This is a genomic window from Saccharopolyspora gloriosae (assembly GCF_014203325.1).
Taxonomy (GTDB): Bacteria; Actinomycetota; Actinomycetes; order Mycobacteriales; family Pseudonocardiaceae; genus Saccharopolyspora_C; species Saccharopolyspora_C gloriosae.
The window spans coordinates 1870211-1891119 of record NZ_JACHIV010000001.1 but is presented as its reverse complement, the minus strand read 5'-3'; the positions used below and the strand labels follow the sequence as shown (position 1 = coordinate 1891119).

Sequence of the window (20909 nt, the reverse complement as noted above, 5' to 3'; positions counted from 1 at the left end):
CGTAGCGCGCTCACGAGGACGGAACGTGATGCGCCCGCGCCAGCGCCTCCTCGGCGCGTCGTCGCACGTCATCGGCGAGGTCGCGAGGTTCCACGACGCGCCCCTGCCCGCCCAGCCCGAGCACCAGGCGCACCATCCACGAGCGATCCGAATACCGCATCCGCACCCGGATCCGCCCGTGTTCCAGCTCCGCGAGCTCGTCCACCGGGTAGTACTCGCTGACCCACCTGGCATCCGGATCGAGCTCCAGCACCGCGCTCGGCTGATCGGGCATCGGCCGGAACAAGCCCGCCGAGAAGTCCGTCGGTTCCGCCTCCCGCGGTGGCTGCGCCGCCTCGTCGAGCACCTCGGCCGCGTCGATGCGGTCCAGCCGGAAGCGGCGGACCGCCGTCGCCGAGCGGCACCACGCCTCCAGGTAGCTGCGCCCGTCGACGATCACCAGCCGCATCGGATCCACGGTGCGTTCGCTGATCTCGTCCCGCGAGGCCGTGTAGTACCGCATGGCCAGCGCCCGGTGCTCGGTCACGGCCCGCTGCACCGCCTCCTGCACACCCGGCACCATCGGGCCTTCCCGGCCGGCCAGGCCCACCACGACCCCGGTCGGCTCGGCCTGCCCGACGGCCTCCTCGACCTTCGACAGCGCCCGCTGCACCGCCTCGGTGTCGGCTATGCCCGGCGTATCGGCCAACGCCCGCAGCGCCACCAGCAGCGACGTCGCCTCCGACGCGGTCATCCGCAGCGGACGGCGCATCCCCGCGTCGTAGGTGACGGTGATCGTCTCGCCCTCGAAGGACAGGTCGATCAGGTCACCCGGCCCGTAACCGGGCAGGCCGCACATCCACAGCAGCTCCAGGTCCCGCCGCAGCTGCTGCTCGGTGACACCGAAGTCCTCCGCCGCATCGGCCACCGGAATCCCCGGCCTGCTGAGCAGGTACGGCACCAGCGCCAGCAGCCGCGGCAGCCGCTCCGTCGCCCCCGTCGTCATCCGATCACCTCCCCCGGTTCCGCCACGTCGAACGCACCGACGGCCGCGGCCGCCCCCAGGTGCGCTTCGTGCACCGATTTGCGCAGCACGTCCGGTTCGAGCACCGCCACGTCCGGGCCGTAGCCCGCGATCCACGAGGCCGCCGAATCCGGGTAGAACAGGTCGAGCTCGAGCACTTCGCCGTCGACGCCCCCGAGCCGCATCGGCTCCACGACCGTCGCCCGACGCCGCAGGCCCTGCGCGCGCCCCTGCGCGACCCAGACCCGCGCCGGCGTGCGCGGCGGCGCACCCCGCTGCTCACCGGCCACGAGCGTCAGCAGGTCCACGTCCGGCGGCCTGCTCACCGCGCCGGGCCGTCCCTGCGCCCGCGGCTCCCCGACGACGCGGGACAGCCGGAAGCAACGCGACGCCCGCCGATCCCGGTCGTGCCCGACCAGGTACCAGCGGCCCCGCCACGCCACCACGCCCCACGGCTCCACGGTGCGCGGCTGCGCCTGCGCCTCGTTCGGCCGCCGGTAGTCGAAGGCCACGACCCGTCCCGCCTGCACCGCCGCCAGCAACGCTGGGAAGGCGGGTTCGCTGGTGCGCACCTTCGGTTCGATCGTGCCGGCCGCCCGATCATCGACGTCGACCCCGGCCGCCCGGAGCTTCAGCAGCGCGCCACGAGCCGCGCCGGTGAGCTCCGGGGAGTCCCACAGCCGCAGTGCCAGCGCCACGGCCGCCGCCTCGTCCGGCTCCAGCCCGATGTCGCCGAGTTCGTAGTCCCGCCTGGCTATCCGGTAGCCGTCGGCGGCGTCGAACGCCGAGTTCCGGCCGGTCTCCAACGGCACGCCCAAGTCCCGCAGTTCGGACTTGTCGCGCTCGAAGGTCCGGAAGAACGCCTCGTCATTGGGCGCATCGGTGTAACCCGGAACAATTCCCCTGATTCGCTCCGCCGTCAGGTACTGGCGCGTCGAGAGCAGGCACAGCACCAGGTTCACCAAGCGTTCAGCACGCGCAGTGGCCACTTTTGAACTCTAGCTCCATCACAGTTGATCAGGTCTTTCGGGCACGTCCCGAGCCCGGCGGTCCCCGCCCCGGCCCGTCTTGACGATGCCGCCGACCCCTCGGTGCGGTCGCGTTGCGTCGGCACCTCGGATCATTTTCATTCGACACTGAAAACCTCGCAATCACAAAGTTGTTCATGGGCGTGCCCGCCGCTCGTAGACTGCGGACATGTCAGCCCCGGTCCTGCTCATCACCGGCGCGTCCCGCGGGATCGGCGCGGCGACCGCCCGAGCCGCAGCCGACGCCGGCTACCGCCTCGCCCTCGTCTCCAGAACCCCCGAAGCACTGGATCCGCTGACCCGAGAGCTAGGCCACGAGACCGCCTTGGCCCTGCCGTGCGACATCACCGAATGGGCCGAGATCAGCTCCGCCGTGGAACGAGCCGAAGAGCACTTCGGCAGGCTCGACGCCGTGTTCGCCAACGCCGGGCACAGCGTGTCCACCTCGTTCCTGGGCACCGGCGGCGCCGATCCGGACCAGTGGCGCGAGATGGTGCTGACCAACGTGCACGGCACGGCGCTCACCGCACGCGCGGCGCTGCCCGCGCTCGCCCGCAGCCGCGGTCACCTGCTGCTGACGGGTTCGGCGGCGGGTCGCGGCATCCGCCCCGGGAACCTCTACTCCGCCACCAAATGGGCCGTGACCGGCATGGCGCAGAACATCCGAGCCGAATGCGTCGGCACCGGCGTCCGGGTCACGCTGCTGCAACCGGGCCTGGTGGAGACCGAGATGAACACCCCGGAGCAGGCCGACCGCCCCAAGCTGCACGGGGAGGACATCGCACGTGCCGTGCTCTACGCCCTCGCCCAGCCCGACACCGTCGACGTCAACGAACTGCTCATCCGCCCCACCGGCCAGCACCCGCTGCGCTGAACCCCGCGCCCTCGGCGACCGAGCGGTTCAGCCGCCCTGGGCGCTGATCCCGTAGAGGTTGCCCTCCGGGTCCGCGAACTGCGCCCATCTCGTCGACCCACCGGGGTCCCACGGCGCCGCCTGCGGCTCGACCGGAAACGACACGCCCTTGGCACTGAGCTCGGCGAAGGTCGCGTCGAGGTCGTCGGAGTCGAACCACACCGTGCTCATCGGCCCGCGGCGGAGCCGGATCTGCTCGGTGAGCTCGGGGTCCTGAGCCGCGAGCACCAGGTACGTTCGCGCACCCGGTGGACGCACCTCGATCCATCTGGCGCCCTCCCCGTACGGGGCGTCGGTCAACACTTCGAACCCGAGCGTCCCGGAGAAGAACTCCAGAGCCCGAGCCTGGTCGGCGACGTGGAGCACGGCGAACTTGGGCTGAGTGATCATGGCGGAGATCCCTTCGTCGGCGCGTTGACGCCAACCCTATCCGAACTTGCGTTCGATAAGGGGATCTCGGGTCGTGCTTCACCGCATCGAGTGGGCCCGCGCCGGCGCCCGCTACAACGACCCGATGAGCCGCTCCACCCGTTCGTCCACCGCGCGGAACGGGTCCTTGCACAACACCGTGCGCTGCGCCTGGTCGTTCAGCTTCAGGTGCACCCAGTCCACGGTGAAGTCGCGCCCGGCGGCCTGCGCGGCGGCGATGAAGTCCCCGCGCAGCTTCGCCCTGGTGCTCTGCGGCGGCGTGTCCTTGGCCGCTTCGATCTCCCCGTCCTCGGTGGCCCGATCGACCAGATCCTTGCGCTGCAACATGTCGAACAGGCCCCGGCCGCGCCGGATGTCGTGGTAGGCGAGGTCGAGCTGCGCGATCCGCGGGCTGGACAGCTCCAGGCCGTGCTTGGTGCGGTAGCGCTCCAGCAGCCGCAGCTTGATCGCCCAGTCCACCTCGCGGTCGATCAGCGAGTAGTTCTGCGTCTCCACGGCGTCCAACGCCCGGCCCCACAGGTCCAGGATCCGCTCCGACATCGGGTCCGACCCGCGGCGAGCGACGTGGTCCACCGCCCGGGTGTGGTACTCCCGCTGGATGTCCAGCGCCGAGGCCTCCCGGCCACCGGCCAACCGGACCGTCCGCCTGCCGGTGAGGTCGTGGCTGATCTCGCGGATCGCCCGGATCGGGTTGTCCAGGCTGAAGTCGCGGAACTGCACGCCGCTCTCGATCATCTCCAGCACCAGGTGCGCGGTGCCCACCTTGAGCAGCGTCGTCACCTCGGACATGTTCGAGTCGCCCACGATCACGTGCAGCCTGCGGTAGCGCTCCGCGTCCGCGTGCGGCTCGTCCCTGGTGTTGATGATCGGCCGGGAGCGGGTGGTGGCGCTGGAGACGCCCTCCCAGATGTGCTCGGCGCGCTGGGACAGGCAGTACACGGCGCCGCGCGGGGTCTGCAGCACCTTGCCGGCGCCGCAGATCAGCTGCCGGGTGACCAGGAACGGCAGCAGCACGTCCGCGATGCGGGAGAACTCGCCGGACCGCCCGACCAGGTAGTTCTCGTGGCAGCCGTAGGAGTTGCCCGCCGAGTCGGTGTTGTTCTTGAACAGGAAGATGTCGCCGCCGATGCCCTCATCGGCCAAACGGCGCTCGGCGTCGACGAGCAGGTCCTCCAGGATCCGCTCCCCCGCCTTGTCGTGGGTGACCAGCTGTGTCAGGTCGTCGCACTCCGCCGTGGCGTACTCCGGGTGCGAGCCGACGTCGAGGTAGAGGCGGGCGCCGTTGCGCAGGAACACGTTCGAGGAACGTCCCCACGACACGACCCGCCGGAACAGGTACCTGGCCACCTCGTCCGGGGAGAGCCGACGCTGCCCGTGGAAGGTGCAGGTGACCCCGAACTCGGTTTCGATGCCGAAGATCCGCCGCTGCATGCCCTCCACAGTAGGCGCATCGGCGACCATCGGCGGTCCGCCGTTCGGGCATCGGTAGCGTTCGAGATGTGCAGCAGTGGCTACGGAAGATCACCGGCAAGGTCGACGGGGCGGACCGCGAGCTCGCGCGGCGCAGCGCGGCGCTGCCCGCGACGGTCGCCGATCCGGGGCTGAAAGCCCTGAGCACGGCCGCGAACCACAGCTTGTTGTGGCTGTCGGTCGCGGGCGGATTGAGCACCCGGAAGGGTGCGCCGCGCCGGGCCGCGCTGCGTGGACTCGCGGCCATCGCCGCGGCGAGCGCGACGACGAACCTGCTGGGCAAGCCGTTGTTCCCGCGACGACGACCGGCCGCGCACCTGGTCCCCCGGCACCGCCGGCTCAGCGACCCGCCGCGGTCCTCGTCGTTCCCGTCCGGGCACGCCGCCTCCGCCGCCGCGTTCGCCACCGCGGTCGCGATGGAGTCGCCCGCGCTGGGCCTGGCAGTCGCCCCGGTGGCCGCCGCCGTCGGCTACTCCCGGGTGCACACCGGCGTCCACTGGCCCACCGACGTGCTGTGCGGTACCGCCATCGGCGCCGGTCTGGCGTGGGCGACGCGCCGCTGGTGGCCGCTGCGGCCGGATGCGCCCGCCGCGGTCCGCCACCCCGCGGAGGTCCCAGCGCTGCACGACGGCGAAGGCGTCCTGGTGCTGATCAACCCGGGGTCCGGCGACGGCACCTTCGACCCGGAGCACTGGGTGCACACCCGCTGGCCCGCCGCGAAGGTCGTCTACACCGACCCGGACGCCGACGTGCTGACCGAGCTCGAAGCGACGCTCGACCGGGAGGGCGACTCGGTGCGCGCGCTGGGCGTCGCAGGCGGCGACGGCACCGTGGCCACCGTGGCGGCGCTGGCCACCCGCCGGAAGATCCCGCTAGCGGTGCTCTCCGCGGGCACGCTCAACCACTTCGCGCGCGACGCGGGCGTGGACGACTCCGATTCGGTCGCCGAGGCCGTCGACCAGGGCAGCGCGGTGCGCGTCGACCTCGGCGGCGTGGCCGTCGACGACCGGCCGACGCGCTGGTTCCTCAACACCGCGAGCCTCGGCGGCTACCCCGACATGGTCCGGTTCCGGGAGAAGTGGACCGGGCACTGGGGCAAGTGGCCCGCGGGGGCGGCGGCGCTGGCGCGGGTGCTCTACGAGTCGAGCCCGCTGGACGTGGACCTCAACGGCGTCCGGCGACGGGTGTGGATCCTGTTCGTGGGCAACGGTTCCTACGCGCCGCGCGGGTTCGCCCCGTCGTGGCGGCCGCGGCTGGACAACGGCCTGCTCGACGTCCGCTACGTGCGCGCCGATACGCGCTGGTCCCGGATGCGGTTCGTGGTCGCGGCGATGACCGGCGCGCTGCACCGCAGCCACACCTACGTCGAGCGCGACCACCGGTTCCTCGACGTCGTCGTGCACGGTCCCGCCGTCGCGGTGGCCACCGACGGCGAGGTGGGGCCGCGCGGCAACCGCTTCGCGTTCACCGCGCACGCCGACATGCTCAGCGTCTACCGCCCCGAACGGGCGTAGACCCTCCGCCGACCGCGCATTCCGCCGAGCAGCGCGGGACTCACCCGCGCCGGTCCGGGCCGCTGCCGTACTCGCGGGTGAGGATTTCGAGGTTGTGCCCGTTCGGGTCGTCGAAGTAGATGCCCCGACCGCCGTCCCTGGTGTTCACCACGCCCGGCTCGCCGTGGTGCGGATCCGCCCAGTAGGCGATGTCCCGCTCGACGATCCGGTCGAAGATCGCGTCGAACTCCTGCTCGCCGACGAGGAACGCGTAGTGCTGCGGGGCGATGTCACCGCCGGATTCGAGCACGTCCAAGGTGACGTCGTTGTCGGGGCGAACGGTGCGGAACGGCCCGAACCGCCCCGCTTCGGGAAGGCCGAGGACCTCGGTGAAGAAGCGGGCGGTCCGGTCCTGGTCGTGCGCCATCACGATGGTGTGGTTGAGCTGGATCATGGGCTTTCCCTTCAGTCGGACGACTCCACGATGGGAGTTCGACCGCGCTGGAGGTCAAGCCCGGACCGCTACTTCCCGTTGCCGGAGCTCTTCCCGTTGCCCGTGCTCTTCCCGTCGCCCTCGGACCCCTCGTCGGTCGCGGACTCGTCGGCCGCCCCGTCGGAGGCGGGCTCCGGCTTCGGCAGCAACGCCTCCAGCGCCGCGCCTGCGATCCGGCGGAACGTCCGGTGCGGGCGCGCCCGGTCCAGGACGGCGACCTCGAGCTGCTTGTTGCCCAGCTCGCGGGAGCTCTCCCCGCTGGAGGCCAGCGCCTTCACCGACAGCTCCACGGCAGGGCCGAGTTCCATCCCGTCGGCGAACGAGTCCTTCAACGTCGTGTTGATCGCGTCGGCCTGGCCGCCCATCACCACGTACTGCGGCTCGTCCACGATCGACCCGTCGTAGGTGAGGCGGTAGAGCTGGTCGGTCTCCGCGCTCGCACCGACCTCCGCCACGCAGATCTCCACCTCGAACGGCTTGATCTGCTCGGTGAAGATCGCGCCCAGGTGCTGGGCGTAGGTGTTGGCCAGCGACCGCCCGGTCACGTCGCGCCGGTCGTAGGAATAGCCGCGGAAGTCGGCGATGCGCACGCCCGCCACCCGCAGGCTCTCGAATTCGCTGTAGCGGCCGACGGCCGCGAACCCGAGCCGGTCGTAGATCTCGGAGACCTTGTGCAGCGTGGTGGACGGGTTCTCCGCCACGAACAGCACACCCCCCGCGTACTTGAGCACCACCACGCTGCGCCCGCGGGCGATGCCCTTGCGGGCCAGCTCGGAACGCTCCCGCATCAGCTGTTCGGGCGAGGTGTAGAACGGCATCGTCACGGCTGTGCACTCCTGGATCGAATCGTTCGGCGCCCCCGCCCGGAGGCGGGGCGACCGTGCTCAGGCGGGGGAACGGCGGCGGGGAACGCGGCGTCAGCCGCCCGGGTTCTCGGACCGTCCCTGCACGACCTGCTCGGCGATCTCGGCGGCCTGCTGCTCGGAGAGCCGGACCGCGCCTTCCGCACCCGTGATCGTCACGACGGTCGGGTAGATCCGCCGGGACACGTCGGGGCCACCGGTGGCGGTGTCGTCGTCGGCCGCGTCGTAGAGGGCTTCGATCGCGTTGCGCACCGCGGAGTCCACGTCGGCGTCCGGGTCGTGGCGCTTCTTCAGCGCCGCCTTCGCGAACGGCGAGCCGGAACCCACCGCGTGGAAACCGCCGGATTCGCCGTAGCGCCCGCCGGTGATGTCGTAGGAGATGATCCGCCCGGCCCGTTCGGGGTCGTCGGCGGCGGTGTCGAAACCGACGAACAGCGGCACCACGGCCAATCCGGCCATCGCGCCCTGCAGGTTGCCGCGCAGCATCGTGGCGAGCTTGTTCGCCTTGCCGTCCAACGAGAGCGGGACGCCTTCGAGCTTCTCGTAGTGCTCCAGCTCGATGGCGTACAACCGCACCATTTCCAGCGCGATGCCCGCGGTGCCCGCGACGCCGACGGCGGAGTAGGCGTCGGTGACGTAGAGCTTGTCCATGTCCCGCTGGGCGATGAGGTTGCCCATGGTCGCGCGGCGGTCACCGGCCAGCAGGACACCACCGCGGAAGGTCAGCGCGACGATCGTGGTGCCGTGCGGGGCCTCGACGATGCCGTCCGGGACGTCCCGGTTGGCCGGCAGCAGTTCCGGGGCCGTGGCCTGGAGGAAGTCGGTGAACGATGAGGATCCGGAGGTGAGGTAGGCAGCGGGCAGGGCCTGACCCGGAAAGTTCCGAGCCGCGCTGGATTCCATCGGCGACATCGTCTCCTGCTTCGAAGGACTGCCCCACCGCCGCGACGGCGGGGCCGGGATCGGGGCAGGCCCCAAGATCGGGGCCGTACCGCAACTCTAATCAAGATCGCCCGCGGGAGCGACGGTCAGCACCGCCCCGCGTGGCGGGGGCCGCCGGGCCGGAGCCCGCCCCGGCGGCCGCGCGGTGTCGGTGCCTACTGCCCGCCCTTCTGCACGTAGGCGCGGACGAAGTCCTCGGCGTTCTCTTCCAGGACGTCGTCGATCTCGTCCAGGATGGCGTCGACGTCTTCGCCGAGCTTCTCGCGACGTTCCTGACCGGCTGCTTCGGGACCCGACTCCTCGTCTCCGTCGCCGCCATCGGGCCGCTGGACCTTTTCCTGGGACATCTCGCCCTCCCGGTGGTTGTCCGTTCGGATGCCGGGGATGTCGAACGGTCGCCGAACACGGGGCATCCTGAGGTGAACAGTACCTAGCTGAACCCCTGTTCGCCCACATCCAAGCGGGCATTGTTGCGATCTTTCACGATCGGCGAAGTCCCGCCTGCGCCGGCTGAACCGCTGGTCAGCGAGGCCGCTCGGTCAGCCCCGGGTCAGCGAGTCCACCAGTTCCTCGGCGCTGGCCGCGGCGTCGAGCAGGTCGCCCACGTGGGCGCGGGTGCCCCGCAGCGGCTCCAAGGTCGGGATGCGCACCAGCGACTCCCTGCCCAGGTCGAAGATGACCGAGTCCCAGGAGGCCGCGGCGACCGCCGCCGGGTAGCGCTCCAGGCAGCGGCCCCGGAAGTAGGCCCTGGTGTCCTCCGGTGGGGTGGTCACGGCCGCGCGGACCTCGTCCTCGGTGACGAGCCTGCGCATCGAGCCGCGCGCGACGAGCCGGTTGTAGAGGCCCTTGTCCAGCCGCACGTCGGAGTACTGCAGGTCGATCATGTGGAGCTTCGGCGACGCCCAGCCGAGGTTGCCGCGGGTGCGGTAGTTCTCCAGCAGCCGCAGCTTCGCGGGCCAGTCCAACCGGTCGGCGCAGTCCATCGGGTCGCCGCCGAGCAGGTCGAGCACCTCGCCCCAGGTCGCCAGCACCTCCTTGGCCGCCTGGTCGCCGCCGTGGGCGGCCACGTGCCGCGCGGCCCGCTCGTGGTACTCCCGCTGCAGGTCGAGGCCGGTGAACTTGCGGCCGTCGGCGAGCTCCACGGTCTGGCGCAACGTCGGGTCGTGGCTGATCAGGTGCACCGCCTGCACCGAGTCGGCCAGCTTGAGGTCGTCGAAGCGCTCCCCGGCCTCGATCATGTCCAGCACCAGCGCGGAGGTGCCGACCTTCAGGTACGTGGAGGTCTCGGCCAGATTCGCGTCGCCGATGATGACGTGCAGCCTGCGGTACTTGTCGGCGTCGGCGTGCGGCTCGTCGCGGGTGTTGATGATGCCGCGCTTGAGCGTGGTCTCCAGCCCGACCTCGACCTCGATGTAGTCGGAGCGCTGCGAGAGCTGGAACCCCGGCTTCTCCCCCGCCTGCCCGAGCCCGACCCGCCCGGAGCCGCACATCACCTGACGGGACGCGAAGAACGGGGTGAGCCCGGAGATGACCGCGGTGAACGGGGTGTCCCGAGCCATCAGGTAGTTCTCGTGGGTGCCGTAGCTGGCGCCCTTGCCGTCGACGTTGTTCTTGTACAGCTGCATCTGCGGGGTGCCGGGCACGCTGGCCGCCTTGATCGCGGCCTCCTCCATGACCCGCTCGCCCGCCTTGTCCCACACCACGGCGTCACGCGGGTTGGTGACCTCGGGGGCGGAGTACTCGGGGTGCGCGTGGTCGACGTAGAGCCGCGCGCCGTTGGTGAGGATGACGTTGGCGGCGCCGAGGTCGTCGCTGTCGGAGCCGTTGCTCTGCGGCGTCGACGCGCCCAGGTCGAAGCCGCGGGCGTCGCGCAACGGCGACTCCACTTCGTAGTCCCACCGGGCACGGCGAGCGCGCGGGATGTCCGCCGCGGCCGCGTAGGCGAGCACGATATGAGTGGAGGTCAGCACCGGGTTGGCCGTCGAATCTCCGGGCACGACGATGCCGTACTCCACTTCGGTTCCCATGATCCGCCGCATACCTGGAAGCCTACGGGTTCCGGAGCGTTAAGCAGAGTTTCCAGCGGGGTGCGTTCCGCCCCCGGGCGGCGGATACCGGCCCCGCCCGACGCGGGAACCGGGTCTCCGGCGGGGCCCGTCGGGGTGTTCTGCGAGGATGCCGCCGTGGGCGCTCAGGACGAACTGGTGGCGGTGTACGACGCGGCGGGCGACGTGGCGGGGTCCGCGCCGCGCTGGCGGATGCGGCGGGACGGCCTGTGGCACGCGGCGACGTCGATCCTGGTCCGCTCCGGCGACGGCCGGTCGATCTACGTGCACCGGCGCACCGACCACAAGGACGTCAACCCGGGGGCGCACGACTGCTTCGCGGGTGGCGTCGTGGCCGCGGGCGAGACCCCCGACGTCGGCGCGGAGCGGGAACTGGCGGAGGAGCTCGGCATCCGGGGCGTGCCGCTGGACTTCCTGTTCCGCTCGGTGTTCGAGGAGGGCTCGGTCCGCCACCACGGGTTCGTCTACGAGGTGCGCTGGGACGGCCCGGTCGTGCACCAGCCGGAAGAGGTCGCCGACGGCTGGTGGATGCCGTCGGCGGAGCTCCGCGAGCGGGTGGCGGACCTCGACTGGCCGTTCGCCGCGGACAGCAGGCAGTTCATCCGCGAGTGGTTCGCCCGCCAGGACGCCGCGGCGAGCTCCTGACGGCTCAGTGCCAGGGCAGCGCGGAGCGCTCACCCCAGTAGGTGGCCGGATCGCGGGTCAGGGCGGCCAGTTCACCGAGGTCCGTAGCGTCGAGGCCGACCGAGGCCGCGGCGAGGTTCGAGTCCAGCTGCGCCACGTCCGCGGGCCCCACCAGCACCACGTCCGCCCACGGTTGGGCGAGCACGTGCGCCAGTGCCACCGCGTCGGGCGTGGCGCCGTGGCGCGCGGCCACGCGGGCGAGCAGTTCCGGCGGGTTCACCGCGAGCCTGCCGTTGGCGAGGGATTCCTTCACCAGCACCTGCCAACCGCCGTGGTGCACCTCGGTGAGCGCCCTGCCCGCTGAGGGCTCCAGCGAGTTCCAGGTCGACTGCACCGCGCTGAACAGCTGCTTGCCGCCGATTTCCAGCTCCCAGGCCTGCTCGATCGCCTGGGCCTGCGCCGCCCCGCTGGTGGAGAACCCGAGCCGGACCCCGGAGTCCCGCAGCCGCGCCAGTTCGTGCTGCAGCGCCAGGTCGTCGAACAGCGGGCTCTCCGGCGTCAACGAGTGCACCTGGTACAGGTCGACCCGGTCGCCGAGCAGGTCGCGGCTCTGCTTCCACTGCTCCCGCAGGCGTTCCACCGAGTGCTCCTTGACCTCGTGCACTTCGGTCTCGATGCGCCACTCGGCGACGTAGGCGTAGCCCCACTTGCTGGACACGGTGATGCCCTGGTGGCCGCGTTCGCCGAGCCAACCGGCGAGGAATTCCTCGGCGCTGCCGTAGGAGCGGGCGGCGTCGACCCAGCGGATCCCGCGCTCGTAGGCGGCGTCGAGGACGCGACCGGTGTGCTCGCGCATCGCCTCGGCCGTGCGGTGCGCGGGCAACGCGTCGGTGCGGCCGACGTTGATGTAGGCGGGGCGGCCGAGCGCGGCCAACCCGAGCCCGAACCGGTCCGGACGAGACGTGGAGATCATGCCTGAAAACCTAATCGCTGCCCGCGACGTCCGACACTCGACCTCGCGGGCACCCCGGACACGATTCGTGGCGGGCACCGGAGCCCGGCACCCGCCACGGATCGCGCACGTCGTTACAAGTACTGGCCGGTGTTGGTGGCCGTGTCGATCGCCCGGCCGGATTCCTGGTTCTTGCCGCTGACCAGGGTCCGGATGTAGACGATCCGTTCGCCCTTCTTGCCCGAGATCCGCGCCCAGTCGTCGGGGTTGGTCGTGTTGGGCAGGTCTTCGTTCTCGGCGAACTCGTCGATGATGGCGTCCTGCAGGTGCTGCACCCGCAGGCCCGGCTGGCCGGTGTCGAGCACCGACTTGATCGCCGCCTTCTTCGAGCGGTCCACGATGTTCTGGATCATCGCGCCGGAGTTGAAGTCCTTGAAGTACAGGACTTCCTTGTCCCCGTTGGCGTAGGTGACCTCCAGGAACCGGTTCTCGTCGGTCTCGGCGTACATCCGCTCCACGGTGGTCTGGATCATCGCGTCGATGCAGGCCGCCTGGTCGCCGCCGAACTCGAGGAGGTCCTCCTCGTGGATGGGCAGCTGGTCGGTGAGGTACTTGGAGAAGATGTCCTTGGCCGACTCGGCGTCCGGCCGCTCGATCTTGATCTTCACGTCGAGCCTGCCTGGTCGCAGGATCGCCGGGTCGATCATGTCCTCGCGGTTGGAGGCACCGATGACGATGACGTTCTCCAGGCCCTCGACACCGTCGATCTCCGAGAGCAGCTGCGGCACGATCGTGGTCTCCACGTCCGAGGACACGCCGCTGCCGCGGGTCCGGAAGATCGAGTCCATCTCGTCGAAGAACACGATCACCGGGGTGCCTTCGGAGGCCTTCTCCCTGGCGCGCTGGAAGATGAGCCGGATGTGCCGCTCGGTCTCGCCCACGAACTTGTTCAGCAGCTCGGGGCCCTTGATGTTGAGGAAGTAGGACTTCGCCTGCCCGTCGTCGTCACCGCGCGCCGCGGCGACCTTCTTGGCCAGCGAGTTCGCCACCGCCTTCGCGATGAGCGTCTTGCCGCAGCCGGGCGGCCCGTAGAGCAGCACGCCCTTCGGCGGTTGCAGCTGGTACTGCACGTAGAGGTCCGAGTGCAGGAACGGGAGTTCCACGGCGTCGCGGATCTGCTCGATCTGCCCGCTGAGGCCACCGATGTCGAGGTACCCGACGTCCGGAACCTCTTCGAGCACGAGGTCCTCGACCTCGGCCTTGGGCACCGTGTCGTAGGCGTAGCCCGCCTTGCTGTCGACCAGCACGGAGTCACCGGACTTCAGCCCGGCTTCCACCAGCGGATCGGTCAGCCACACGACGCGTTCCTCATCGGTGTGGCCGAGCACCAGGGCGCGGTTGGCGCCCGCGCCGTCGGTGAGGCTCGGGGGCAGGATCTCCCGGAAGGTGCACACCTCGCCGATCTGCTCGAAGGCGCCCGCTTCCACGACGGTCAGCGCCTCGTTGAGCCGGACGGACTGGCCCAGCTTGAGCTCTTCGATCTCGACGTTGGGCGATACGGCGACCCGCATCTTGCGGCCGGAGGTGAACACGTCGACCGTGCCGTCCTCGTAGCGGCACAGGAAGGTTCCATATCCGCTCGGGGGTTGGGCGAGGCGGTCGACCTCCTCGCGCAGGGCCGTCAGCTGGCCGCGCGCTTCCTTCAGGGTCTCGGTGAGTTTGGCGTTCCGTTCGGTGAGCTGGCTCACGCGCTCGGATGCCTCGGCCAGCCGCTTTTCCAGCAACCGGGCCTGTTGGGGGGACTCGTTGAGCTTTCGGCGCAGCAACGCCACTTCGTCTTGGAGCAGACGAATCTGGCCGTTGAGCTCGGCTTGCCCGCCGGGCTGCTGCTCGCCGCCCTCCTCAGGCCGGCTGCCGGGACGGTCGTGCTGCATATCGGCACCCTCCTCCCGTGCTCGTACCACCACGGTACCGGCGATCACCGACGATGGCGGCGTCGTGATTGCGCACCGGATCCGCTAGCGTGCCACAAAATTCGGCGAATACCCATGATTCGAACGTCCTCGATGGCCCGCCCCGGGCGTGGTGGGAGTGGACGGTGAACACGGTGTGTTCACGATCATGGTCCATTCGGTGTTCCCCGCCCGTCGCGGTCGTCGCCGAACCCGGCGGTACGACCACGCGTTTCCCGGAGCGCCACCGCGTTCGGTACCGGATGTCGGCATCCGGGTGTCGGTGAGCTGACAACCGGGTGTCATTGCGGTGCCGCACCCCTGGGCGTGTCCGACTTCTCCCATCATTTGGAACAACGAGGGTTCTCCGCGGTCGAAACCCGCGTCGACGAGATCCTCATGTCGGACATCTCACCCGAGCGGAGCAGGTCGGCACAGGGCGACCGGAAAGGTCTACTCCTGACATGCGCCAGATAACGCTCTGGTGTACTTACGCCGCCGCACCATGGCGACCGCACCTCGTGCGGCCAGAGCACAGAACTTGGGGGAGGAACATCCCATGACCTATCCGCCGCAGCAGCCCGGACCGGGCGGGTGGGACCGGCAGCCCGCCGGGAACCCGGCGGACGGCGCTCCGAACCCCGGCGACCAACCGCCGCAGCAGCAACCGGCGTTCTACGGCAACCAGCACGCGGGATGGCCGCAAGGCCCCATCACCGGAGTCCCGGCTCAGCCCGGCCAGCAGCCCTTCTCCACCGCACCGGGCCAGGCACCGTTCGGCCAGTTCGGGCAGCAGGTCCCGCCGGCGCCGAACTGGGGCGGCGACTTCGGCGCCGGATCGTGGATCCAGGAACCCGACGAGTTCGAGGACGAGCCGCGGGGACGGTCTCCGCTGGTCTGGATCCTCAGCGGGGTCGGCGTGCTGGTCCTGGCCGGAGCCGTGGTCGGCGGTCTCTTCCTGTTCGGCGGCGGCGACCCGGGCGAACCCCGGCCGGTCGCCCAGGACCTCGTCGACAAGGTCAACGTCGGGGACTTCGGCTCGCTCGGCCCGCAGCTGTGCGCGGCCAACCGCGGTGAACTCGACTCGCAGTTCCAGCAGCTGGCCAGCGGCGAGTTCCAGGTGCGGCTCGGGCAGGTCACCGCCCAGGGCGAGCAGGCCCGCGCGAAGCTCGACGGCACCTACACCCTCGGCGGCGCCACCATGCCCGTCGACCAGACCATCCTGCTCACCGTCGAGGACGACGAGTGGAAGATCTGCAAGCTCGACCAGTGAGCGAGCCGCGCTGAGGCCGGTGGCACCGCGGGGATCGCGGTGCCACCGCGCCGATCAGCCCTTGCTCGGCCTGCGCTGCGGGCGCGGCGGCGTCACGCCATCGGCGAGCCGCCGGGTGACCAGCAGGAACGCCGTGTGCGCGACCATCCGGTGCTCCGGGCGGACCGCCAGGCCCACCACGTGCCACGGGCGGATCAACGTCTCCCACGCCTGCGGTTCGGTCCAGCACTGCTGCTCCCGCAGCGCCTCGGTGACCTTGGAGAGCTGGGTCGTGGTCGCCACGTAGACGACCAGGACGCCACCGGGGATCAGGTTCGCGAACACGGTGTCGAGCACGTCCCACGGCGAGAGCATGTCCAGCACGACGCGGTCGACCTGGCCCTCGTCGTAGTCCGCGAGGTCGTTGACCCGCAGCGTCCAGTTCTCCGGGACCTCGCCGAAGAACTTGCGCACGTTGCGCTCGGCGTGCTCGGCGTGGTCGGCGCGGACCTCGTAGGACACGACGCTGCCCTGGTCGCCCACCGCGCGCAGCAGCGAGCAGGTCAGCGCACCGGAGCCAGCGCCGGCCTCCAGCACCCGCGCGCCGGGGCGGATGTCGCCCCACATGAGGATCTGCGCGGCGTCCTTCGGATAGATCACCTGCGCGCCGCGCGGCATGGACAGCACGTAGTCCGACAGCAGCGGTCGCACCGCCAGGAACGAGGTGCCGCCCGCCGAGGTCACCACCGAACCCTCGGGACGGCCGATGAGCTCGTCGTGCGCCAGCGCGCCCCGGTGGGTGTGGTACTCGCCGCCGGTCTCCAGGACGACCGTGTAGTGCCGCCCCTTCGGATCGGTCAGCTGAACCCGGTCGCCGGGCTGGAACTCACCGCTGACGGTGCTCACGTGCTTCAGGCCTCCATGTGCGCGTTCGGAAGGGGGACCGCCGACGCGCCCACGCCGAACGTCACAGGAGTGCGTGGCAGGACCGCGGCTCGGCGGGTACGGCGGACCATCGTCGCAGAAGGCCCGGCGGCCCCTCGCCCGTGCTCACCGTTCGCGGTCGCGGGATCTGAGCGCGCTGCGCAGGTCCTCCCGGCGCAGCACCCCGCAGGGCCTGCCGTCGGTGTCGATGACGAGGAACTGCCAGGCCAGTACGGTACGCACCCGTTCCAGCACGGCCTCGCCCGGCTCGCCCTCGAGCAGGATGGTGTCCGGACCGACCGGTTCGGCCGCGTGTTCGGCGGGGTCCTGGGGCGAGCTGGTGGCGAGGCGTTCGGCGGCTGACTGGTCGAGCAGGCCCACGGCGATGCCGTCGGCGCGGACCAGCACCACTCCCCTCCCCGCGGCGGCGACCAGGGCGTCCCCGACGGGGCTCTCGGCGGGCAGTTGCAGCACGGGGCGCATGATCTCGGCGAGCGAGACCCGCACGGGACGGCTCCGGCGCTGCTCGGCGGTGTGCTCGGCGCTGGCGCCCGCGATGACGAACCACACCATGAACACGCAGGCCAGCAGCCGCAGCCACTGGTCGTCGACGTCGTGCAGCAGCCCGAGCAGCGCCCACACGAGCAGCCCGGCGGCGACGAGGCCCGCTCCGACGACGCCGGCGGTGGTGCCCGCGTGCCTGCGCCCGGTGGCGGCCCACAGCAGCGACCGCAGCATCCGGCCCCCGTCCAGCGGCAGCCCCGGCAGCAGGTTGAACGCGGCCACCGCGAGGTTCGCCACGCAGGTCTGCGCGATGAGCAGCCAGAGCGCGCCGCCCGGTTCGAGCGCGAACCAGCCGGCCCCGGTGACCGCGGCCAGCAGCACCGAGACCGCGGGCCCGGCGGCGGCGATCATCCCTTCGTGCGCGGGAGTCGCGGGCGTGCGGCTGATCTCGGAGATGCCGCCCAGCAGGAACAACCGCACCCGGCGCACCGGCAGCCCCAGCCGCAGCGCCACGACGCAGTGCCCGAGCTCGTGCAGCAGCACCGAGGCGGCCAGCAGCACCGTGCACAGCGCGGCGATGAACGCGCCGGTCCAGATGCTGACGTCGGGCAGGATACGGGTGACCAACGGGGTGTAGAGCAGCACGATGAACGCGGCCCCGACCCACCACGACGGGGACAGCAGCACGGGCACGCCGGCCACCCGGCACAGCAGCAGGCCGTTGTCCGGTGGAGCAGGTCGGCCGCGAGCTGTGTTGGCGGGCATGGCCCACAGGGTAGAGCGGGCCGCGTGAACCACCGGTGATACGCCACGCGTGCGGATCTTGTCGGCGGCCTGTTCTAGGGTGCGGGGCATGGTGGAACCGGCCCGGACCAGCGACAGATCGAGTTCCGAGCTCGCCGTGGCCGACGGCGCGAGCGGCTCGGACGGAGCGAGCCTGCCCGCCGGGGGCAGGCGCCGACCGGCGTTGTCACCGTCGCGCGCGGGTGATTTCAAGCAGTGCCCGCTGCTGTACCGCTTCCGCGCTGTGGACCGGCTCCCGGAGACGCCGACGCGCGCGCAGGTGCGCGGGACCGTGGTGCATTCGGTTCTGGAGCGGATGTTCGCGCTGCCGACGGCGGAGCGCGACGCCGAGCACGCCCGCGACCTGTTGGAACCGGCGTGGCAGGAGTTGCTGGCCGAGCAGCCCGAGCTGAGCGCGTTGTTCGACGGGCCGGAGGACCCGGAGCTGGGCACCTGGCTGAAGTCGGCGCGGCGGTTGCTGGATTCGTACTTCGAGCTGGAGGACCCGCGCCGCTTGGAGCCGGAGGCGTGCGAGCTGCGGGTGGAGACCGAGCTGGAGTCGGGGCTGCTGCTGCGCGGCTTCATCGACCGGGTGGACGTGGCGCCGACCGGTGAGATCCGGTTGGTCGACTACAAGACGGGCGCGGCGCCGCGGGCGATCGGCGAGGCCAAGGCGCTGTTCCAGATGAAGTTCTACGCCCTGGTGCTGTGGCGCACCCGCGGCGAGATCCCCCGCCAGCTGCTGCTGATGTACTTGTCGGACAAGCAGTCGTTGGCGTACGCACCGGACGAGGCGGAGCTGCTGCGCTTCGAGCGGACGCTGGAGGCGATCTGGCAGGCGATCCTGCGCGCCGGGAAGACCGGTGATTTCCGCCCGAACCCGAGCAAGTTGTGCGACTACTGCGATCACAAGGCGCACTGCCCGGAGTTCGGCGGCACTCCTCCGCCGTATCCCGGCTGGCCGGAACCCGATCCCGGGCCGGAGTCGGTGCTGGACCGCACGGACTGAGCCGTCCCGCCGCGTTCGCTCGTGGTGAACGCGGTCGGCGGTGCGCACGTTTCGACGGTGCCTCGGCACCGAGCAGAGGAGGAGACCGTGGACGAGCAGGCCGCGTTCTACGAGGACTTGGGCGACGGCCGGTTCCGCGCCACCGCGCACACCGCGGGCCCGTGGTCGGAGAAGGCTCAGCACCTCGGTCCGGCCTCCGCGCTGCTGGTGCGCGAACTGGAGCTTTGCGAACCCGTCGAGGGCACCGCGATCCGGCGGGTGAGCGTCGACGTGCTGGGCCCGGTCCCGGTGGACGAGCTCACCGTGCGCGCCGAGGTGCTGCGGCCGGGCCGCTCGGTGCAGCTGATCTCGGCGGAGCTCGCGGCGGGTGGGCGGGTGTGCGCCACGGCTCGCGCGTGGCGCATGGTCCGCGGGGACAGCTCCCCGGTCGCGGGTGGGCAGCGGGAGCCGTTGGGCGATCCGGAGTCGTGGCCGGCGGTGCCCGGCATCGAGGACTGGGACCGCGGCTATTCCGCGGCCATGGAGTGGCGCGCGGGCCCGAGCACGACCGGTCACGCCCAGATGTGGGCGCGGCAGCGGATCCCGCTGCTGGCGTCGGAGCGGCCGAGCCCGCTGCAACGGCTGTTCGCGGTCGTCGACTCCTCCAGCGGCCTGTCCCGCCGGGCGAGCATGTCGGAGTGGTCGTTCGCGAACACGGACCTCACGGTCCACCTGCACCGCGAACCGACCGGCGAATGGATCGGCGTAGACGCCGAGACGACCCTCGGCCCCGACGGCGCAGGCACAGCAGCGAGCACCGTCTACGACGAACAGGGCTCAACGGCCCGCTCAGCCCAAGCCCTCCTAGTCACCCCGCTCTAACCAGAGCAACACCCACCAAAGGCCTGCCACAGACGGCAAAGCCGTCCTCCGGGCAGCGAAGCAAACCTGCCTTACGGCCCCACGGCTGCCTTACGGCCAAAGGCCGCGCCGTTGCGGCGAAGCCGCGCAGGGGGCGGCGAAGCACGCCTGCCTTGCGGCCGAAGGCCGTGCCTTGGGCTGCGAAGCAAGCCTGCCTAGCGGCGAAGCCGTGCCTGTATGTGCGAAGCACATAGCCCACGTCCAAAGGCCCTCACCCGCGGGTTCTCAGTGAGTCTCTCGCGAGGACAGCTTTTTCCCTCGTGGCGGAGCCACTCGGGAAAAAGATCCCGCAGCGAGAGGCTCACTGAGGTTCCGCCACCCGACCACCCAAGCAAAACGAGCCCATCAATCATCGTAAGGATCGAAGTTCGCTGCGCTGTCGAACCAGTCTGTGGCTTGGGTGTCGTCGACGACGGCGAACCGAGCCCCCGTGGGGTCTCGCAGCACGGCGACTCGTCCGATGCTGGAGCCGTATGGGTCGACGCGGACGCGGGCGCCGAGCCCGATGGCCCGGTGGACGAGTCCGTCGATGCCTTCGTCGGCGTCGGCGCCGAGGTAGAGCAGCCAGTGCGGCCGGGTGTCGGGGGTGATGTAGTCGCGGATCATGCTGACCCTGGCGAGCACTGATTCGCCCGCGAGGTACCAGACGGCGTAGTTGGAGCGGTTCTCCGCGCCGAACTGTTCAGCGGTGTAGCCGAAGATGCCTTGGAAGAAGTTGTCGGCGGTCTGCGCTTTGATGGTGACCAGTTCGGCCCACATGAGGGTGCCGGGCAGCCCCACGTCGAACTGCCAGGATTCGGCGGGCGAGAGCAGCCCGAATTCGGCGTCGGAGGGGCCTACGAGCACGGTTTTGCGACCGAGTCCGGGCACGTCGGCGGGCGGCACGGTGATCTGGGCGCCGTCTTCGACGGCTTGGGCGCTGGCGGAGTCGACGTCCTGGGTGGCGAGGAACAGCCGCCACGAGGAGTGGTCTCCGGCGGCGCGGCGGATGCTGGCGACGGGGAATCCGTCCCGCGAGGCGACGATGTGCTCGCCGGCTTCGTCGTCCTGGTGCGTCTGGTATTCCCACCCGAACAGTTCGGCGTAGAACCCGCAGGCTTGTTCCACGTCGGTGGTCGCCAGCTCGATCCAGCACGGCATGCCGGCCAGCAGTTCCCACCGAGGAGCGGCCTCTCCCGGCTGCACGACGGCCATGTCCTTCACCCCCACCTCATCGCTTCAAGATCACTCCCATTATGACCGAGTGATCGCCGGACCCAATCCCTCCGAACGCGGATTCACCCGTCGGACCACGTCGAAAAAACGGGCA

General features: G+C 70.8%; 20 protein-coding genes. 6 read left to right on the top strand and 14 right to left on the bottom strand.

From position 1 onward, the window contains the following. Positions 1-10: 10 nt before the first annotated feature. Both BJ969_RS08620 and BJ969_RS08615 read right to left on the bottom strand, forming a co-directional pair. On the bottom strand, positions 11-985 hold the full coding sequence (locus tag BJ969_RS08620; RefSeq protein WP_184478290.1) for a helix-turn-helix transcriptional regulator: 975 nt from the start codon (positions 983-985) through the stop codon (positions 11-13). After that, positions 982-1992 carry a WYL domain-containing protein gene (locus tag BJ969_RS08615; protein ID WP_184478289.1) on the bottom strand — a complete coding sequence of 337 codons (1011 nt, stop codon included), beginning with the start codon at positions 1990-1992 and terminating at the stop codon, positions 982-984. The genes BJ969_RS08620 and BJ969_RS08615 overlap by 4 nt, the downstream gene beginning before the upstream one ends. Before the next feature lie 208 nt (positions 1993-2200). Between BJ969_RS08615 and BJ969_RS08610 the strand changes: the two genes are divergently transcribed. Beyond that, the gene (locus BJ969_RS08610; protein WP_184478288.1) at positions 2201-2905 is read left to right on the top strand and encodes an SDR family oxidoreductase; all 705 of its coding nucleotides are present in this window, start codon (positions 2201-2203) and stop codon (positions 2903-2905) included. A 27-nt stretch (positions 2906-2932) separates the two neighbouring features. On the opposite strand, the gene BJ969_RS08605 is transcribed toward BJ969_RS08610, so the two are convergent. Both BJ969_RS08605 and pafA read right to left on the bottom strand, forming a co-directional pair. Further along, entirely contained in the window at positions 2933-3334 is a 402-nt protein-coding gene (locus BJ969_RS08605; protein ID WP_184478287.1) for a VOC family protein, read from the bottom strand. A 111-nt stretch (positions 3335-3445) separates the two neighbouring features. After that, positions 3446-4804, bottom strand: coding sequence for a Pup--protein ligase (pafA, locus tag BJ969_RS08600; protein WP_184478286.1), 1359 nt, complete (start codon positions 4802-4804; stop codon positions 3446-3448). Positions 4805-4872: 68 nt separating this feature from the next. Between pafA and BJ969_RS08595 the strand changes: the two genes are divergently transcribed. Then, positions 4873-6357, top strand: coding sequence for a phosphatase PAP2 family protein (locus tag BJ969_RS08595; RefSeq protein WP_184478285.1), 1485 nt, complete (start codon positions 4873-4875; stop codon positions 6355-6357). Positions 6358-6397: 40 nt separating this feature from the next. Here BJ969_RS08595 and BJ969_RS08590 read toward each other — a convergent pair whose 3' ends face one another. The 5 genes from BJ969_RS08590 to dop form a co-directional block, all read right to left on the bottom strand. Continuing rightward, positions 6398-6790 (bottom strand): VOC family protein, encoded by a 393-nt coding sequence (locus tag BJ969_RS08590; RefSeq protein ID WP_184478284.1) that lies wholly within the window; start codon positions 6788-6790, stop codon positions 6398-6400. A 68-nt stretch (positions 6791-6858) separates the two neighbouring features. After that, positions 6859-7653: a proteasome subunit alpha gene (prcA, locus tag BJ969_RS08585; RefSeq protein WP_184478283.1), complete on the bottom strand. Its 795-nt coding sequence runs from the start codon at positions 7651-7653 to the stop codon at positions 6859-6861. A 93-nt stretch (positions 7654-7746) separates the two neighbouring features. After that, positions 7747-8595 carry a proteasome subunit beta gene (prcB, locus tag BJ969_RS08580; RefSeq protein ID WP_184478282.1) on the bottom strand — a complete coding sequence of 283 codons (849 nt, stop codon included), beginning with the start codon at positions 8593-8595 and terminating at the stop codon, positions 7747-7749. Positions 8596-8789: 194 nt separating this feature from the next. Beyond that, positions 8790-8981 (bottom strand): ubiquitin-like protein Pup, encoded by a 192-nt coding sequence (locus BJ969_RS08575; protein WP_184478281.1) that lies wholly within the window; start codon positions 8979-8981, stop codon positions 8790-8792. Positions 8982-9173: 192 nt separating this feature from the next. Then, positions 9174-10673 (bottom strand): depupylase/deamidase Dop, encoded by a 1500-nt coding sequence (gene dop, locus BJ969_RS08570; RefSeq protein WP_184478280.1) that lies wholly within the window; start codon positions 10671-10673, stop codon positions 9174-9176. Positions 10674-10817: 144 nt separating this feature from the next. Between dop and BJ969_RS08565 the strand changes: the two genes are divergently transcribed. Then, positions 10818-11345, top strand: a complete 528-nt coding sequence (locus BJ969_RS08565) for an NUDIX hydrolase (protein ID WP_343071305.1) — start codon at positions 10818-10820, stop codon at positions 11343-11345. Between the two features lie 4 nt (positions 11346-11349). Here the strand turns inward: BJ969_RS08565 and BJ969_RS08560 are convergent, their stop codons facing one another. Beyond that, the gene (locus BJ969_RS08560; RefSeq protein WP_184478279.1) at positions 11350-12297 is read right to left on the bottom strand and encodes an aldo/keto reductase; all 948 of its coding nucleotides are present in this window, start codon (positions 12295-12297) and stop codon (positions 11350-11352) included. Positions 12298-12410: 113 nt separating this feature from the next. After that, the gene (arc, locus tag BJ969_RS08555; protein ID WP_184478278.1) at positions 12411-14210 is read right to left on the bottom strand and encodes a proteasome ATPase; all 1800 of its coding nucleotides are present in this window, start codon (positions 14208-14210) and stop codon (positions 12411-12413) included. 577 nt (positions 14211-14787) lie between these two features. On the opposite strand from arc, the gene BJ969_RS08550 reads away from it, so the two are divergent. Beyond that, positions 14788-15501, top strand: a complete 714-nt coding sequence (locus BJ969_RS08550; protein ID WP_184478277.1) for an Rv0361 family membrane protein — start codon at positions 14788-14790, stop codon at positions 15499-15501. A 54-nt stretch (positions 15502-15555) separates the two neighbouring features. Here the strand turns inward: BJ969_RS08550 and BJ969_RS08545 are convergent, their stop codons facing one another. Next, a complete protein-coding gene (locus BJ969_RS08545; protein ID WP_184478276.1) occupies positions 15556-16386 on the bottom strand; it encodes a tRNA (adenine-N1)-methyltransferase in 831 nt (276 codons plus the stop codon). 144 nt (positions 16387-16530) lie between these two features. Further along, the gene (locus tag BJ969_RS08540; protein WP_184478275.1) at positions 16531-17673 is read right to left on the bottom strand and encodes a site-2 protease family protein; all 1143 of its coding nucleotides are present in this window, start codon (positions 17671-17673) and stop codon (positions 16531-16533) included. Between the two features lie 88 nt (positions 17674-17761). Here BJ969_RS08540 and BJ969_RS08535 point away from each other — a divergent pair, with 88 nt between their 5' ends. Beyond that, positions 17762-18700: a RecB family exonuclease gene (locus tag BJ969_RS08535; protein WP_184478274.1), complete on the top strand. Its 939-nt coding sequence runs from the start codon at positions 17762-17764 to the stop codon at positions 18698-18700. Between the two features lie 87 nt (positions 18701-18787). Then, positions 18788-19561 carry an acyl-CoA thioesterase domain-containing protein gene (locus BJ969_RS08530; protein ID WP_184478273.1) on the top strand — a complete coding sequence of 258 codons (774 nt, stop codon included), beginning with the start codon at positions 18788-18790 and terminating at the stop codon, positions 19559-19561. Between the two features lie 384 nt (positions 19562-19945). On the opposite strand, the gene BJ969_RS08525 is transcribed toward BJ969_RS08530, so the two are convergent. Then, positions 19946-20794: a VOC family protein gene (locus BJ969_RS08525; RefSeq protein WP_184478272.1), complete on the bottom strand. Its 849-nt coding sequence runs from the start codon at positions 20792-20794 to the stop codon at positions 19946-19948. Positions 20795-20909 lie beyond the last annotated feature (115 nt).

What these genes read in the sequence shown, in the direction of transcription:
- BJ969_RS08620 (WP_184478290.1), bottom strand. Translation starts at nt 985, where the DNA reads ATGACGACGGGGGCGACGGAGCGGCTGCCGCGGCTGCTGGCGCTGGTG.
- BJ969_RS08610 (WP_184478288.1), top strand. Translation starts at nt 2,201, where the DNA reads ATGTCAGCCCCGGTCCTGCTCATCACCGGCGCGTCCCGCGGGATCGGC.
- BJ969_RS08605 (WP_184478287.1), bottom strand. Translation starts at nt 3,334, where the DNA reads ATGATCACTCAGCCCAAGTTCGCCGTGCTCCACGTCGCCGACCAGGCT.
- pafA (WP_184478286.1), bottom strand. Translation starts at nt 4,804, where the DNA reads ATGCAGCGGCGGATCTTCGGCATCGAAACCGAGTTCGGGGTCACCTGC.
- BJ969_RS08590 (WP_184478284.1), bottom strand. Translation starts at nt 6,790, where the DNA reads ATGATCCAGCTCAACCACACCATCGTGATGGCGCACGACCAGGACCGG.
- prcB (WP_184478282.1), bottom strand. Translation starts at nt 8,595, where the DNA reads ATGGAATCCAGCGCGGCTCGGAACTTTCCGGGTCAGGCCCTGCCCGCT.
- BJ969_RS08575 (WP_184478281.1), bottom strand. Translation starts at nt 8,981, where the DNA reads ATGTCCCAGGAAAAGGTCCAGCGGCCCGATGGCGGCGACGGAGACGAG.
- dop (WP_184478280.1), bottom strand. Translation starts at nt 10,673, where the DNA reads ATGCGGCGGATCATGGGAACCGAAGTGGAGTACGGCATCGTCGTGCCC.
- BJ969_RS08560 (WP_184478279.1), bottom strand. Translation starts at nt 12,297, where the DNA reads ATGATCTCCACGTCTCGTCCGGACCGGTTCGGGCTCGGGTTGGCCGCG.
- arc (WP_184478278.1), bottom strand. Translation starts at nt 14,210, where the DNA reads ATGCAGCACGACCGTCCCGGCAGCCGGCCTGAGGAGGGCGGCGAGCAG.
- BJ969_RS08550 (WP_184478277.1), top strand. Translation starts at nt 14,788, where the DNA reads ATGACCTATCCGCCGCAGCAGCCCGGACCGGGCGGGTGGGACCGGCAG.
- BJ969_RS08540 (WP_184478275.1), bottom strand. Translation starts at nt 17,673, where the DNA reads ATGCCCGCCAACACAGCTCGCGGCCGACCTGCTCCACCGGACAACGGC.
- BJ969_RS08535 (WP_184478274.1), top strand. Translation starts at nt 17,762, where the DNA reads ATGGTGGAACCGGCCCGGACCAGCGACAGATCGAGTTCCGAGCTCGCC.
- BJ969_RS08525 (WP_184478272.1), bottom strand. Translation starts at nt 20,794, where the DNA reads ATGGCCGTCGTGCAGCCGGGAGAGGCCGCTCCTCGGTGGGAACTGCTG.